Annotated in this window: 11 protein-coding genes and 1 pseudogene; 11 read left to right on the forward strand and 1 reads right to left on the reverse strand. The window is 62.8% G+C overall.

The genetic code is table 11. The annotated features are described in order from the left end of the window. Positions 1-11: 11 nt before the first annotated feature. The gene (locus AB4Y42_RS06690; RefSeq protein ID WP_368693721.1) at positions 12-878 is read right to left on the reverse strand and encodes an STAS domain-containing protein; all 867 of its coding nucleotides are present in this window, start codon (positions 876-878) and stop codon (positions 12-14) included. A gap of 372 nt (positions 879-1,250) precedes the next feature. On the opposite strand from AB4Y42_RS06690, the gene AB4Y42_RS06695 reads away from it, so the two are divergent. From AB4Y42_RS06695 to AB4Y42_RS06745, 11 genes and pseudogenes are all read left to right on the forward strand, one after another. Further along, positions 1,251-1,481 carry a hypothetical protein gene (locus AB4Y42_RS06695; protein WP_368691728.1) on the forward strand — a complete coding sequence of 77 codons (231 nt, stop codon included), beginning with the start codon at positions 1,251-1,253 and terminating at the stop codon, positions 1,479-1,481. Between the two features lie 143 nt (positions 1,482-1,624). Then, positions 1,625-2,275 carry an ABC transporter substrate-binding protein gene (locus tag AB4Y42_RS06700; RefSeq protein WP_342922957.1) on the forward strand — a complete coding sequence of 217 codons (651 nt, stop codon included), beginning with the start codon at positions 1,625-1,627 and terminating at the stop codon, positions 2,273-2,275. Positions 2,276-2,445: 170 nt separating this feature from the next. Next, positions 2,446-4,401, forward strand: coding sequence for an AI-2E family transporter (locus AB4Y42_RS06705; protein WP_368693722.1), 1,956 nt, complete (start codon positions 2,446-2,448; stop codon positions 4,399-4,401). An 84-nt stretch (positions 4,402-4,485) separates the two neighbouring features. Continuing rightward, positions 4,486-4,737: a hypothetical protein gene (locus tag AB4Y42_RS06710; protein ID WP_342922955.1), complete on the forward strand. Its 252-nt coding sequence runs from the start codon at positions 4,486-4,488 to the stop codon at positions 4,735-4,737. A gap of 363 nt (positions 4,738-5,100) precedes the next feature. Beyond that, positions 5,101-5,841 (forward strand): 3-ketoacyl-ACP reductase, encoded by a 741-nt coding sequence (locus AB4Y42_RS06715; protein ID WP_342922954.1) that lies wholly within the window; start codon positions 5,101-5,103, stop codon positions 5,839-5,841. A gap of 86 nt (positions 5,842-5,927) precedes the next feature. Continuing rightward, positions 5,928-6,060: pseudogene (locus AB4Y42_RS06720) on the forward strand (HTH domain-containing protein); the annotation flags it as partial. Between the two features lie 56 nt (positions 6,061-6,116). Continuing rightward, positions 6,117-8,633, forward strand: coding sequence for a DNA ligase D (ligD, locus tag AB4Y42_RS06725; protein WP_368693723.1), 2,517 nt, complete (start codon positions 6,117-6,119; stop codon positions 8,631-8,633). A gap of 76 nt (positions 8,634-8,709) precedes the next feature. Then, a complete protein-coding gene (locus AB4Y42_RS06730; protein ID WP_368691723.1) occupies positions 8,710-9,636 on the forward strand; it encodes a Ku protein in 927 nt (308 codons plus the stop codon). Continuing rightward, complete coding sequence (locus tag AB4Y42_RS06735) at positions 9,633-10,472, forward strand: tetratricopeptide repeat protein (protein WP_368691722.1); 840 nt, start codon at positions 9,633-9,635, stop codon at positions 10,470-10,472. The genes AB4Y42_RS06730 and AB4Y42_RS06735 overlap by 4 nt, the downstream gene beginning before the upstream one ends. A gap of 336 nt (positions 10,473-10,808) precedes the next feature. Further along, on the forward strand, positions 10,809-13,178 hold the full coding sequence (locus AB4Y42_RS06740) for a type VI secretion system Vgr family protein (protein WP_368693724.1): 2,370 nt from the start codon (positions 10,809-10,811) through the stop codon (positions 13,176-13,178). 75 nt (positions 13,179-13,253) lie between these two features. After that, complete coding sequence (locus AB4Y42_RS06745) at positions 13,254-15,572, forward strand: M23 family metallopeptidase (protein WP_368693725.1); 2,319 nt, start codon at positions 13,254-13,256, stop codon at positions 15,570-15,572. Positions 15,573-15,576 lie beyond the last annotated feature (4 nt).

Genomic DNA, 15,576 nt, shown 5'->3' on the forward strand with positions numbered 1-15,576 from the left:
CTGCGTGGCGCTCAGGCCGCGGCCTTCGGCGAGAGGATGGTCGCGCCGATGCGCTGCAGCGCGATGACGAAGGCGTCGGCGAGCGTGGACTTGGTCGTGACGTTGGTGAGATCGACGCCCAGGTGCACGATGGTCTGCGCGATCTGCGGGCGGATGCCGCTGATGATGCAGTCCGCGCCCATGAGGCGCGCGGCGGCCACGGTCTTGAGCAGATGCTGCGCGACGAGCGTGTCGACGGTGGGCACGCCCGTGATGTCGATGATCGCGAGGCCCGCGCCCGTGTCGACGATCTTCTGCAGCAGGCTCTCCATGACGACCTGGGTGCGCGCGGAATCGAGCGTGCCGATGAGCGGCAGCGCGAGGACGCCTTCCCAAAGCTGCACGACGGGTGTGGAAAGCTCGAGCAGCTCTTCCTGCTGGCGCGCGATGATCGCTTCGCGGCTCTTCTGGAAAATGTCGGTGGTATAGAGGCCGAAGCCGTCGAGCAGCAGGCTCACCTGCCAGCTCAGCTGGGCGAGTTCGGCGGGATCGTGCGCATAGGCCGAGCGCAGGCGCGCGTAGAGCGGCTCCTTGAAGGAGAACACGAAGGTGGCCGTTTCGACCGGCGTGTAGCCCTGACGCGCGCGGTGCGCCGACAATTCCGCGAGGAACGCGCGCACCGGCTCCCACTCCGGGCGGCCCGAGTCGAAGGTTTCGGTGTTCGGCAGCGTGTCGAGAAAGACGTTGAGGAACGCGGAGAACTGCTCGCGAATTTCCCCTTCCATCGCGAGGCCGCGGCGCAGCGCGATCGGCAGATGCAGGCGCAGCCATTCGACGAGCAGCGTGTCGCGATGCTGGCCGAGGATGTCCGCAATGCGAACCTGTTCCGGTGTGTTCATGCGATCTCCTGAGCGATGGGGCGCGCCTCGTCTTCGAGACGAACCGCTGAACCTTACACGATCGAATCGAGTCGATCCCGATTGCATTGCAATTGAACCGATTACGCGGGCAGGCAAGGCGAGCGAACGGGCGGGCGTGCGGCTGCATGCGTTTTTCGTGCCCGCTTGCCCGCGCAACGACTGCTGGGCCTGGCGCGCGCGGGCCCCTCCGGTTTGCCGTGACGCGCGTGTAGTTTTTACAGGGCGGAAGTGGCGTGCGGGTGCGCAAGCGTGGCTGCGGGCGGGTCCGGGCGCAATGCCACGACATGGTATGTGTCTTGCTTCACCGTAACGCCAATCACAATCCGGTCCGCACCGAGGAGCACCGCAGCCATGGAGCCCGAAGCCATTTCTCGCCAGCAATCGCCGTTATCGACGACGTCCGCGCCACTGTCAGGCGCGCCCGCTTCTGGCGAGACCGCGCTGGAGGAGGGCGCCGTGGACAGCGAAGGCGACCCGATGCCGGCGGTGCTATCGCGCCTCTCGTTTTGCGTGGCCTGGCTTTTCGGGCTCGAGGCGTTTCTCGCGGCGTCCGACGCGCGTGCGCGCGGGCCGCGCGCGTGAATGCACGAGCGCACGCGCGGCACAACGATCCGACCTGAGTGCGCCCGACCCGCTAGACTGAGCGCTGGCGTGCGCTCGCGCGATGCGTGCGGCTTGTCGATTTCGCGCCCGCTCGCCGCTCCCGCCATTGTCCAGAGATATCGATGACCAGGTTATTCCGCATGACCGCGCTGCTCGCGTGGTGTCTGTCGTTCCTGCCCGCTACGGCGGCGTTCGCTCAATCGTCCCAGGTGGACCAGTCGGACCCGCAGGCGCTCATCAAGACCGCCACGCAGCAGATCCTCGACGAAGTCCGCACGAAGGCCGTCGCGCCCGACGACATCGCGCGCATCCAGGATATCGTCAACCGCGACATTCTTCCGTACGTCGATTTTCGCCGCACCACGCGCCTCGCCATGGGGCCGCACTGGCGCACCACCACGCCTGAGCAGCAGGCGCAGATCGAGCAGCAGTTCCAGCTGCTGCTGATCCATCTCTACTCGGGCGCCATCGCGCAACTCAAGCCTGACCAGAAGATCGAGTACCCGCCCATGCGCAGCTCGCCTGGCGACACCGACGTCGTCGTGCGCACGCTCGCGCAGACCAGCAGCAATCCGATCGAAATCGATTACCGCCTGTACAAGACGCCGCAGGGCTGGCGCCTTTACGACCTGAACGTGCTCGGCGCGTGGCTGATCCAGACCTATCGCCAGCAGTTCAACGAGAAGATCCAGCAGGGCGGCGTGGACGGGCTCATCCAGTTCCTGACCGCGCGCAACCAGGAGCTCGTCACGGGCAAGACGCAGACGCAGTGACGCGCGGATTTTGCGTCCCGCCCTCGCGACCTGCGAAAATCTGGACGGCTGGGCCCCACGCGTGTGGGCGCGGTACCATTTCGAGGCGCGCTTCGTGCGTATAGAGGGGCCGTGCGCTTGCCCGAGCCAGCGCGGCCCCGATGTTTCTTTTTTTGCCGATCCGATCCGACATGAATTTCCCGCTGCCGCCGCAGGGCCGACGCAACCGGGTGTTTCCGCCGAGCCCGCCCACGCTGCACAGCCTCGCCTCCGTCATTACCGGCGTGGTCGTGGTGTGCGGCCTGTACTTCGGGCGTGCGGTGCTGATTCCCATTACGCTCTCGGTGCTGCTGAGCTTTCTGCTGGCGCCGCTCGTCACCACGCTGCGGCGCTTTCATCTGCCGCAGTTCCTCGCCATTCTCGTAGCGGTGCTGTCCACCGTGCTCGCGCTCGCCGGCGTGGGCGCGCTGATCGCCGCGCAGGTCTACCAGCTTTCCGCCTCCCTGCCGCAGTATCAGGAAGAGATCGAGCAGAAAGTGCAAACGGTGCAGGAAAAAACCGTGGGCCGCGCCGATTCGCTGATGTCGCGGGCCGCCACCGCGCTGCAGCGCGTGACGCCCACGCCGCCGCCCGCGCCGCCGCAGCCGCGCGGGCGCGCGGCGCGCAACCAGCCGCAGCAGCCCATGCCCGTGGAGATCCATAATCCCGCGCCCACGCCGCTTACGCTCGCGCAAAAGGCGCTCGCCCCGGCTATCGCGCCGCTCGAGACGACCTTCATCGTGCTCGTGGTGACGATCTTCATCCTGTTCCAGCGCGAGGATCTGCGCGACCGGCTCATCAGCGTGTTCGGCTCCGACGACCTGCACCGCACCACGACCGCCATCAACGACGCCTCGCAGCGGCTCTCGCGCTACTTCGTCGCGCAAGTCGGCGTGAACGTCACGGTGGGCGGGGTGATCGCGCTGGGGCTGGCGGGCATCGGCGTGCCGGGCGCGCTGCTGTTCGGCGCGGTGGCGGCGCTCATGCGCTTCGTGCCGTACATCGGCATCTGGATCGCGGCGATCATGGCGACGATCGTGGCGGCGGCCACGCAGCCGCAATGGACCATGGGCGTGACGACGCTGATCTTCTTCATCGTCGTGGACGTGGTGGCCGGGCAGTTCGCCGAGCCGATGCTCTATGGCAAGCGCTCGGGCCTCTCGCCGCTGGCCGTGGTGGTGGCGGCGATCTTCTGGAGCTGGCTGTGGGGGCCCGTGGGGCTCGTGCTTTCCACACCGCTCACGCTGTGCATCGTCACGCTGGGCCGCTACGTGGACCGGCTGAACTTCCTCACGATCCTGCTCGGCGACCAGCCCGCGCTCACGCCCGCGCAAACCTGCTACCAGCGCCTGCTCGCCGACGATCCCCATGAAGCGCTGCTGCAGGCGGACCGGCTGCTCACGAGCATGCCGCTCATCGACTACTACGAGCAGGTGGCGTTCGAGGGCCTGCGCCTCGCGCGCAACGACGCCATGCGCGGCGTGCTGCCCGGCGAGCAGGTCGCGCGCATCAACCAGGCGCTGCTCGATATCGTCGAGGACCTCGAATCCGTGGACGATTCGCGCCACGCCGCAGCCGCGGACGAGAGCGCAAAGAAGTCCGCCGAGGGCGCGGACGAAGGCGCGAGGGTGATCGAATTCACGCTCTCGCCGGACGCGGGCGAGGTGCTCTGCGTGCCCGGACGCGGCGCGTTCGACGACGTGGCGGTGGCGATCGTCGGCCAGTTGCTCATGCGGCGCAATATTCCCTGCACGGCCACCACCTACGACGAAGTGCGCGCCACGCGCGGGGCCATGATCGACGAGCGCTCGCCGGCCATCTGCGTGGTCTCGCTCGATGCGCCCGAGTCGGCGCCGTACCTGCGCAATCTCGTGCGGCGCCTGCGCGAGCGTGCGCCCGACGCGACCATCGTGGTGGGCATCGGCGCGGCGCTGCGCGACGACGGCGCAGGCATTGCCGACGACCCCGGCACGCTCTTCCCAACCTCGCTGCGCAACCTCGTGGAGGAATGCGGCGCGGCGCTCGTGCCGGCACAGACGCCGCTGTCCGAAAAGAGGGCAGCAACGCCGGATATGCAGGATCAATATAGTGCGGGAGCGAAATTGTGACAGTCATGCCCGTGTCACATTGAGGCTCGAATATATGCGGCCCTGTGCCCCTGGTTGCGGCATGAAAGTTACTGGGAGACAACGTTGCTGAGCCCGAAAGAATTCGCCACGCTGATGCTGGTCCGCCATTCGCCGGACCAGATCGACATGAACCGCCAGGAACTGGACACGCTGCTCGAGCGTCAGCTGGTTGCGCTCGAGCAATGGACGGAAGGCCACCGCCGGCTGTCGCTCACGATTGCCGGCCGCTCGCTGCTCGAAGCAGTGGGGCGGCTGGAATACGTGACCGGTTTGCCCGACGGGTATGGCAACGAGCGCCTCGCCGCCGGCCTTTGATGCTCAGTTGATGCTTGCGCAGTGAGCCTGCGTGCGGCCCGGTCTCAAATGGAGCCGGGCCGTATCTTTATGCAAAACACATTTTCCCCGCAGGCATTTATTGAGGCATGCCAGGTAATTGTGTGTTTTGGCCCACGTCCGAGGGCGTGATCGTCTTGTGTCCCCCAAAGGACGCTGCTACGCTGATCCGGTTCTCCGGCGGTATCGAGCGAAGGCCGGCACGCTGTCTTACGGAAGGATTGCGGCAGGCGTTTTCCTGTACGGGTATTTCCCCATCGCCCGGCTTGGTGGCGCTCGTCAAACTGACTCCATCCTCCAGAGTCTTTCCCAACTCACCTACCCCCTAAAGCAAAAGGAGGATCTATGGCAAAGCGTATTGCCTACGTGACCGGCGGCATGGGCGGCATCGGAACGGCCATCTGCCAGCGTCTGCACAAGGATGGCTACACGGTGGTCGCGGGCTGCGGTCCGAACTCGCAGCGCAAGGCGCGCTGGCTCGACGAGCAGAAGGCGCTTGGCTACGAGTTCGTCGCGTCCGAAGGCAACGTGGCCGACTGGGACTCCACGGCTGCCGCGTTCGAGAAGGTGAAGAAGGACGTCGGCGAGATCGATATCCTGGTCAACAACGCCGGCATCACGCGCGACGTCGTCTTCCGCAAGATGACGCACGAAGACTGGATCGCGGTGATCGACACCAATCTCACGAGCCTCTTCAACGTGACCAAGCAGGTGATCGACGGCATGATCGAGCGGGGCTTTGGGCGGGTGATCAATATTTCGTCGGTGAACGGGCAGAAAGGCCAGTTCGGTCAGACGAATTACTCCACGGCCAAGGCCGGCATTCACGGCTTCACCATGGCGCTCGCGCAGGAAGTGGCGACCAAGGGCATAACGGTCAACACCGTTTCGCCCGGCTATATCGGCACGGACATGGTGAAGGCGGTGAAGCCCGAAGTGCTCTCGAAGATCGTCGACAGCATTCCGGTGCGGCGCCTCGGCGAACCGCAGGAAATCGCCTCGATCGTGGCGTGGCTCGCGTCCGACGAAGCGGGCTTTTCGACCGGCGCGGACTTCTCGCTCAACGGCGGTCTGCATATGAGCTGAGCGTTGCCGCGGCTTCTGGCGCGGTGCTTGTGAGCACAACGAAGTGATCTGGCGGGAGCGGCGAGAGCCGGCTCCCGCTTTGTCTTTTGGATGTGGCCGCTTCGCCGGCGCCAGCACTGAAGCGCACGAGGCTGTCGACATACGCTGGCGAAGCCGTTGCGCGTGGCGCGGGCGACCGTCCAGAACCGCATTGCGCGGCTCGAGGAGAACGGCGTGATTGCCATCGCAAACCTGAATGCGACACACCAGGCGAGAGTTCTTCCTAGACTATCGTCATGGCCTCAACCCGCGACCGCAATCCGTCATCACCGCCGCTGTCCCGCTACGGAAAAAAGCGGGATTTCCGTGTCACGCCCGAACCGGCGCCGCCGGCCGCCAGCCCGCCCGCTGAAAATGGACATCTGGGCTTCGTCGTGCAGAAGCACTGGGCGAGCCGGCTGCACTACGACTTTCGACTCGAACTCGACGGGGTGCTGCTGTCCTGGGCCGTACCCAAAGGCCCGTGTTACGACCCGAAGGAAAAACGGATGGCCATACACGTGGAGGACCATCCTGCCGACTACGCGGGCTTCGAAGGCACGATTCCGGCAAAACAATACGGCGCCGGCGACGTGATCGTCTGGGACCGTGGCAGCTGGGAACCCGTCGGCGATCCGCGGGAGGGAATGACTGCCGGCAAGCTGGTTTTCCGGCTCCACGGCGAAAAGCTTGCCGGACTCTGGGAGCTGGTTCGCATATCGAAGCCCGACGACAGGCAAGACCAGTGGATGTTGTTCAAGAAGCGCGATGCGTGGGCGCAGCCGCTTGCCGAATACGATGTCATCAAGGCGCTTCCCGATAGCGTTACGGCGAAGCCGCTCGGGCTCATCGAGGACCGTGCGCCGAGGGTCGCGAGGCCTGCGCGCAGCGAGTCGTCGGAGATGGACCTTTCCGCGGCGGTGCCTGCCCCGTTGCCTGCCAGACTCGAGCCTCAACTCGCGACCCTGGCGCCTTCACTTCCTGCAAGTGGCGACTGGATCACCGAAGCCAAGCTCGACGGCTATCGCATGCTGTCCCGTATCGCCAAAGGACGAGTGCGACTCATCACACGAGGCGGTCACGACTGGACCGCGAGTTTTCCCGCGCTTGCTGCCGAGGTCGAAGCGCTTGCGCTCGACAGTGCGTGGCTGGATGGCGAGATCACGGTCCTCAAAAATGGCCTTCCCAGTTTCGCTGCGCTGCAAGATGCCATCGACGGCAACGCGAATCAGGACATCGTCTACTTCCTGTTCGACCTGATGTACCTCGACGGGAAAGACCTCAGGAAGGTGCCCCTGTGGTCGAGGCGCATGCTGCTCGCGCGGCATCTTGCCAATGCCGGTGAGCACATCCGGTTCAGCGAGGACTTCGAGGCGCCCCCTGCCCAACTGTTCGAGGCCGCCTCGGGCCTGGGCCTCGAAGGCCTCATGCTCAAGCGCCGCGACGCGCCCTATGAATCGGGGCGGACCCAGACGTGGCTCAAGGCGAAGTCCCGGCTGCGGCAGGAACTGGTCATCTGCGGCTTCACGGGCCGAGGCGGCAAAGACGGGGAGATTGGCAGCCTGCTGCTGGGTTACTACGCAGACGGCAAGCTTCGCGACGCCGGAAGCGTCGGCACCGGCTGGGACGCCCGGACCGCGCGGGACCTGTGGGCGCGGCTGACGCCGCTCGAAGTCGATGCGGCACCCTTTGAAGTCGACGTCGCGAGGTCGCGCCGGTGGGCCCGGCGCTCGGCCGGCAGCGAGCGGTGGGTTCGCCCCGAACTCGTCGCAGAGGTCGAATTCGCGGACTGGACCGCCGATGGCGTCATCCGCCAGGCTTCCTTCAGAGGTCTGCGTATCGACAAGCCGCCGAGCGGCGTCGTCCGGGAGGGTGGAAAGACGCAGGCGCCGGAGCCGCAACTGAAGCTGAAAATCACGCATCCGGAGCGTGTCGTCGACCCATCGACGGGTGTCACGAAGGCGGACCTCGTGCGCTACTACGCGAGTATCGCCGAGCGGATCCTGCCTCACCTGAAGGCCCGGCCCATTGCGATGGTCCGTGCGCCCGCAGGCATCGCCGAAGACCTGTTCTTTCAGAAGCATGCCGAGAGAACAGGCATGCCCGGATTGACGGCTCACGACCGCAGTCTCTGGCCGAATCATCCGCCCCTCTTGACCGTCGACACGGTCGACGCGCTGCTGTCGACGGCACAGATGAACGCCGTCGAGTTTCACACCTGGAATTCGACCGTTCGACGACTCGACAAGCCCGACCGGGTCATCTTCGACCTGGACCCAGGCGAGGGCGTGAAATGGGGACGCGTTCAGGAAGCGGCGCTGCTGGTTCAAACGTTGTTGTCGGAACTAGGGCTGCAAGCCTGGCTGAAGACGAGCGGCGGGAAGGGCTTGCACGTCGTCGTGCCGCTCGCGCCGCGGCTGGACTACGATGCGGTCAAGTCGTTCTCGCAGGCATTCGTGCGGCATCTGGCGAAGACGATTCCCGAGCGCTTTTCGGCGACCGCCGGGGCTTCGAACCGGGTCGGAAAGGTCTATGTCGACTACCTGCGCAACGGCAAGGCGCAGACCACCGCTGCGGCATTTTCCGCGCGTGCGCGACCCGGAATGGGCGTCTCGATGCCGGTCGCCTGGGCGCAGTTGAACGACCTCAAGAGCGGGGCGCAGTGGACCGTTCAAACGGCCCGCGAGTATCTCAGCTTCCAGCAGCAGGACCCGTGGGCAGATTACTGGTCGGCGGCGCAATCGTTGGCATCGGCGATAAAGCTCCTAAAATGAAACGACCGCCAGTCGGCGGCGGCACGCGCTTTGCGTAAGCGACGAGCCGAACCTGCAAATCCGCGAGGAGAAGTCCATGCCCGCCCGCTCAATCGCTTCCCTGACGCTGTCCTTCGGGCTCGTTTCGATTCCGGTGAAGCTCTATACCGCCACCGAGAGTTCGTCCGACGTCCGGTTTCACATGCTGGCGCCCGACGGTTCGCGCGTGAAGCAGCAATACGTTTCCGAGAAGACGGGCGACGTGGTCGAGCGTTCGAGCATGAACAAGGGCTACGAATTCGAAAAGGACCGCTTTGTGGTCTTCACCACCGACGAGCTAAAGGCGCTGGAAGATGCGGCGAGCCATGTCGTCGAAATCATGGCTTTCATCCCGGAAGAGGCGATCAACCCGGTCTTCTACGACAAGGCCTACTACATTGCGCCCGACAAGCGAGGCGGCAAGCCTTACAGCCTGTTGCAGCAGGCACTCGTGCAGAGCGGCCGCTGCGCGTTGGCGAAATGGGCGTCAAAAGGCCGGACGCGGATCGTGCAGGTGCGCCCCGAAGAAGACGGACTCGTCTTTCAGCAATTGCTGTATGCGGACGAGGTGCGCTCGCTGGCCGACCTGCATGTCGAACGTGTCGACGTATCCGATACCGAGATGAAACTCGCGCTGCAGATTATCGAGCAGGGCGCCGAAGACAATTACGACCCGACTGCGTACGAAGACGAAGAGAAGAAGCGCATCCTCGCGGCCATCGACGAAAAGATCGCGGGCAAGCAGGTCGTCGTTCACGAGGCTCGCGAAGAGCTGGCTGGCGGCGGACAGGTTATCGACCTGATGGACGCCTTGCGCGCGAGTTTGAAGGGTGGCGCGAAAGCGAAAGCCGCTCCGGCGCCGAAGCGCAGCAAGAGCGCGGAGCCCGTTAGCGAACTGCCTGTCGCGCCCAAGACGCGCAAGCCGCCGGCGCGTGCCGCCAAGGCACCCGCTGAAGCGCCTGCCAAGGTCCGGGCACGCAAGTGACGCCACAAGTCGCCGCGCGCGAGATATCGATGCGCGAATTGCAGGCCATGCTGGGCGTTTCCCGGAGGGTGGTGTCGGGCCTCGTTGCCGCGGGATTCGTGAAGCCGTCACGGGGACCGCGAAACGCCTACCGCTTCACGTTCCAGGACGTCGTGCTGCTGCGTACGGCATTGCAGTTGCGCGATGCGCGCATTGCGCCGCGCAAGATCATCATGGCGCTCACGCGGCTCAGAGACGAGTTGCCCGATGAATTGCCGCTTACGGGGATACGCGTATCGGCAGTCGGCAACGACGTGGCCGTGCGAACCGGTCCTTCGCAATGGGATGCCGCCACCGGTCAGTTCCTGCTGGATTTCGAAGTGGCGGAAATCAAGGGCGACGTCGTGTTTCTCGACTCCGCGCCGGCGCAGAAGAATCTCGCGCATCAGGCGCACGAGTGGTACGACCTCGGCGAGCAATTGAGAGCGTCGGATGTGAACGGTGCCGAGCGGGCGTACAGGAAGGCCATAGCGCTATCGCCGCAACCTTTTTATCCTGCCTACGTTGATTTGGGTGCGCTGCTGTGTGAACTCGAATCCCGGTGCGAGGATGCGCTGCGTGTATTCGATGAGGCGTTGGCTCACTTCCCCGACGACGCCGTGTTGCACTTCAATCGCGCGATTGCATTCGAGGAGCTGGGCCGCTTCGAAGATGCCGAGCGAAGCTATATGCGCTGCCTCGAACTCGATCCGACGTACGCGGATGCGCACCACAATCTGGCAATGCTGCTCGAAAGACGGGGCGACCCGCAAGGTTTGGTTCGTCATTTGAGCGCGTATCGACGGTTGACTACCTGAGCCGTACATAAGGCCGCGTCGTGAAGTCGTTCACCGAGATCTGTTGAAGACTTGAGTGTGTCACCGGACGACGAGCCTTTTGCAGCGCATGTTAACACCGCCGCCGCCGAGTTACTCGCCCGGTGCCGCAAAGCGTGACCCCAAATACCACATCATTCCATCTCGAAAAATCGTATAAATCTGACTTGTCATTTGTCGACAAAGTACCTTGATAAATCCAGACACTGCAGTTCGATTCGATTGACGTTTTTTTGCCGCAACCCCTAAATTCCGGAGCCGTTGGCTGCGAAAGCAACGATCTCACCTCGTGCCTTTCAACCGGAATGGGATGTGCGAATGACTGCTGTGGCCAAGAACTTTACCGATGCGCTTAGTCATCCGAGCGTACGTCTGAGTCAGCATCTCAGGCTGTGGATCGGCAAGGAGGCACTCGACCTCGATGTGCTCGACTTCAAGGTGCGCGGCGGATTCTGCAAGGACTACGTCGTCGACGTTACGGTCACGTCGCCCCGTCTCGATATCGACGGCAAGGACTACGTCGGGCGGCGCGCGGGCCTGCACGTCGACGAACGCGCCGCGGTGCCCTCGGCGAGCTGGACGACGCCCGTCGACCGTGCAGCGGCCACCTTCAACGGGATAGCGACGCGCTGGAAGCGCGTCCGTACGAGTCGCGACGAGGCAGCGTACAAGGTACGCATCGAGCCGCGCTTTGCCGCGCTCGGCAAGCGCATGGTCCACTCGGATGTGCTCGACGATGTCACGTTCGAGGAGATGGTGCGAAAGAAGCTGGTCGACGGGAAAAACTTCGACGCTTTCGACGTCGAGTTCCAGCTCGAAGGGCCGCAGGAAAAGATGCAGCAGATCGTCATGTACGAGGAGTCCGTCTGGGATTTCATCGCACGTCACGCGAAGCGTAAGGGGATTTTCTGGTTCTACCGGCAGGAGCGCGGCGAGAACGGCCTGCTCGATATCCTCGTGTTCGCCAACAATCCGCGCGCCTATATCCGCTCGGTCAACCTGCCGCTGCTGGCCAGTTCGGGCCTGCACAGCAATTCGCACGAAGCGGCGCAGGAGGTTCATGAGCAGCGTGCCCTGGTGCCCGCGACGATTGAGCTATGGGAACGCAATTACAGGACGCCGGAGGACCCGCTACGGGCGACGGCGAACGTTTCCGACGACGCGGACGACCGCTCGGTATTCGGGCAGATCAGCCGCAGCGCCGAGTTCCATCTGACGCAGCAGCAGGGCGAGACGCTTGCGCAGACGCGACGCGACGAGCAGATTGCGCGTCAGGTGACGCTCGCTGGCGCGAGCGACGCGAAGGGCATTGCACCGGGCGTCGTGATCAAGCTGACCAATACGAAGATGCCGAGCGCCGAATACGGCTTCGTGGTGACTTCGTTCAAGATGAAGGGTAGTCGCACGAAACCGGCCTATACACGGTTCAAGGCAATGCCGGCGCACCTGACCTATCGCCCTCTCTTCGTTTACGAGCGGGACTGGAGATTTTTGTCCGGTCCTGTAGTTGGCGTTGTCGGAACCCTCGACTCTGCGCCATACGCGTACGTTGACGAGTACGGGCGTTATCCAGTTTGGCCGAAGTTCCTGCAAGGTTCGGCCAATGCCAACAACAAGCTGCTGAACCTGCGTCTGGTGCGTCCTTCGTCGTCCTACCAGGGCGGTTTCCACTCGCCTCTGCTACCGGACACCGAGGTTTTGATCGACGGGGCGCATGGCGATGTAGATCGTTTGCATTTAACCGGAGCCCTTCACGATTTTTCGCACCCTGACGTGGTCCGAAGCACCGATGCGCTCTTTAGCTATGCAATCTGGCGCTCGCCGCTCCTCGGGGCCGAGATCGTTTTCAACGACCTTAAGGGCAAGGAAAGCGCGCGTATCGCGACGGTCTACAGCCAGACTGCGATCAATCAGGGCTACCTGCTCAACAGTAAAAAGCTCCCTCGCGGCGAGGGGTTCGAAATTACCTCGAAGTCGTGGGGCACGATGCGCGCGGTGAAGGGGCTGTTCTTCTCGGCAGACGCGGCGGCAGGACCTGATACGCCGCATCTGGAGATGCCTGCCGCCGTCGCGCAGCTCAAGGCAGCGCTACAGCGCGTAACGGACCTCGCGGCGGCGACGACGCAGGCCGCGGCCGACCCTGCCGACCGGGCGACGCAGGCGGCGCTCCAGGACGGCCTGAACCAGCTTCGCGATGCGGGCCTGCTCGCAAGCGCCCCCGGCGGCATGGCGTTCGTGACACCAAAGTCGGTACAGCACTCGGCGGGCGAGAACCTGATCGCGACAGCCCGGGACATGGATGTCAGCATTGCGGAACGTCTGCGCATGGCGGCGGGCGATCTGATCTCGTTCTGCGCGCACAAGCTCGGTATCAACCTGGTCGCGGCAAAGGGCAAATTGACGGCCTCGGCGCTAACCGACGGCATGGACCTGTTCGCGCAGAAGCAGCTCCGCATCGCGAGCGAGAGCGCGGACGTCCAGGTTGCGGCGAAGTCGAAAATCACGCTCAACAGCGGCGGAGCCTCGCTCGTCATCGAGAACGGCAACATGACCTTCCATTGTCCCGGCGCGTTCACCATCAAGGCAGGCTCGTTCACGTTCGTCGGACCCGACAAGGTGCCTGCCAAGTTGCCATCCCTGCTTGGCAGCAACCTGAAGCTCAATGACCGTCCTCCCCATACGAACTGACACGCCATGATCATCAGCCCTCCCTTTCTACCCGAATCGGGCCTTACGTCCACCGACGCTTCGAAGGCGGACCCCATGATGGACGTTGTCGACGAGTTTGAACTCGGGCACGGCATTTATCCAATTGCATCCGACCGGAGTTGGCATTGCGGTATCCATCTCGCGCCCGACACGCACGGCGCGGTGCATGCCATCGCCGACGGCGAGGTCGTCGCGTACCGGGTCTGCCAGCACGCGATGGACTCTGACAACGGCAATGCTGGCTTTGTGCTGCTCAAGCATTCAACCGAAACGGGCGATGGTCGCACGCTGACGTTCTATTCGCTCTATATGCATTTGCTGCCGCTCGCGGAGTATCAGTCATTCGGGCATGACGGGAAACTGCTGCCCGAATTCCTGCGCAAGCCCTCCGGTCCGGACACGCAGGGGAAGGTGACGCCAGCAGCGAAGGGGAGCGGCCAGACAGTCCGGCGCAAGGACGTAATTGGCTATCTCGGGCGTTACCAGGGTGTGACGCAGTTGCACTTTGAGATATTCATGCTACCGCACGATTTCGATGTGTATTTCGGCCATACGCAACTCGGCGTTGCCGCGCCGACGACGCCGACGACGTCGGACTGCTGGGGCCATACCTGGTACTCGATTCCCGCCGGGCAACAGTTCTTTGCGTTACCGCCCCAAACGGATGAGTACAGCAAGCTGCACGGTATCAAGTTCGAGACCGGCCAGACGGGTACGAACGCATTGCCGCTGATCGTCGAGACGTACTTTAGCAAGGGGGCGAAATACACCAACGTCTGGAGCGTTGCGACGGACGGCTCGCGCACGCTCCTAACGGAGCAGCCGGTATGCGAGGCCGACTACGAATACGATCTTTACAAGCGCGCGACAGCGCTCTACGGCGCCTGTCCGAGCGGCGGGTACGAGATGTTGCGCTTCGGACGAATTCTTTCTACACCGGCCACGCTAACGGATCAACCTGCCAACTCACCACCTCCGGTCGATGGAGCGTTGCCGGGAAACCCACATCCAGTGAATATACCCAGCCAATCTGTGACGTGGGCTCAAATAGCCTTCGACGCAGGGAAGCAAGGGTATATCGATATCAGCAAGGCGGCGATCAAGAAGCTGTCCGATGCGGATTTCTCGTCGTTCATGGGCTGGCAGAAGATTACCGACGGCAATACTCCGTTCGATAGCAACGGCAGGTGTGACCTCGCTGTGCTCAGGAAATTTGTCAAGGATGCGGGGGAAAGTGGGCAGCTTCCGGTGATTGAGGACATTACGGAGCCTCAGCATGAGGTCGCGCTCTCGACCTACCTGAAGAGCAGCGACCCGGTGCGCCAAGTATTGCGCGGATTCATCTGCAATACACCGAGCGAATGGGATAGCACGAACAACAGGACGCGCTACGCCAAACTGTTCGAAGAGGGCGGCTTCTATCACGGTAACCAGAACGGTTACGACGACTTTTTGAAATACCTCAAGGATATCCAGTTCTGGGACGTGACCGGTCTGCCAGCCGGACAGAAGCTCTGGTTCTTCCATCCGCTCGCGTTTATCCGGCATTTCAGGAAATGTAAGTGGATCGGGACGAGCGAACTAAGCCAGATTATGCCTGCCCATGGATGGTTGACCCAAACTGGATCTCTTCGTACGCCAACGTCAGATGTATTAACGGCGTCCCAAGTGATTCAGCGCATTTCTCCGCATCTTTCTAATTTGAATGCGACGATTAGAAAATATTCGCTTGATTCGTCTTCGGAGAGGCTCGCGATATTTCTGGCTCAAACATATATTGAGACGGATCATTGGAAGACTTTTAGGGAATACGGGCGTGGGGCTCCAAATCCGGGTATTCCGATGACGCAGTATTACGCAGCGTTCTATGGACGAGGCATCTTGCAATTGACTTGGGCGGGCGAATACGAGGCGTATGGAGATTTTTCTGCGAGAGCAAGCAATGGTGGCTCATACAGCGAGTCTCGGATTACGCAGGCATCGCTTCATTACTGGGATGATCCGACGAGAAAGGATTCTCACGGGCACATCACTATAGTAGGGGTCCCAAAACGCTGGGCGCCGCGTTACGACCCCGACGTTCTTGCGTCCGATTCATTGGCGGCGTGCGATAGCGGAGGTTTCTTTTGGATATGGAAACATCACGATGGGGTAAGAAGCATCAGTAGGACCGCTGATCTCGGAATTTCACCAGAAACGATTCATCGGGTCAACGTCCTCGTGAATGGTGGAGGATTTGGTTATTTCGAGAGGTTCGCCTTTACATGGTATACGAGAGATATTTTTACCGATTGGATACCTCCGAGTGCTCGGGTTAATGTTGCGACGCCGAAGCATACTACAGTTGTTATTGATTTATCGAGACCGAGCTAAAGGG

Origin of the sequence: Paraburkholderia sp. EG286B, assembly GCF_040965655.1 — a bacterium.
Lineage (GTDB): Bacteria > Pseudomonadota > Gammaproteobacteria > Burkholderiales > Burkholderiaceae > Paraburkholderia.

What these genes read in the sequence shown, in the direction of transcription:
- AB4Y42_RS06700 (WP_342922957.1), top strand. Translation starts at nt 1,625, where the DNA reads ATGACCAGGTTATTCCGCATGACCGCGCTGCTCGCGTGGTGTCTGTCG.
- AB4Y42_RS06705 (WP_368693722.1), top strand. Translation starts at nt 2,446, where the DNA reads ATGAATTTCCCGCTGCCGCCGCAGGGCCGACGCAACCGGGTGTTTCCG.
- AB4Y42_RS06715 (WP_342922954.1), top strand. Translation starts at nt 5,101, where the DNA reads ATGGCAAAGCGTATTGCCTACGTGACCGGCGGCATGGGCGGCATCGGA.
- AB4Y42_RS06690 (WP_368693721.1), bottom strand. Translation starts at nt 878, where the DNA reads ATGAACACACCGGAACAGGTTCGCATTGCGGACATCCTCGGCCAGCAT.
- AB4Y42_RS06730 (WP_368691723.1), top strand. Translation starts at nt 8,710, where the DNA reads ATGCCCGCCCGCTCAATCGCTTCCCTGACGCTGTCCTTCGGGCTCGTT.
- AB4Y42_RS06695 (WP_368691728.1), top strand. Translation starts at nt 1,251, where the DNA reads ATGGAGCCCGAAGCCATTTCTCGCCAGCAATCGCCGTTATCGACGACG.
- ligD (WP_368693723.1), top strand. Translation starts at nt 6,117, where the DNA reads ATGGCCTCAACCCGCGACCGCAATCCGTCATCACCGCCGCTGTCCCGC.
- AB4Y42_RS06745 (WP_368693725.1), top strand. Translation starts at nt 13,254, where the DNA reads ATGATGGACGTTGTCGACGAGTTTGAACTCGGGCACGGCATTTATCCA.
- AB4Y42_RS06740 (WP_368693724.1), top strand. Translation starts at nt 10,809, where the DNA reads ATGACTGCTGTGGCCAAGAACTTTACCGATGCGCTTAGTCATCCGAGC.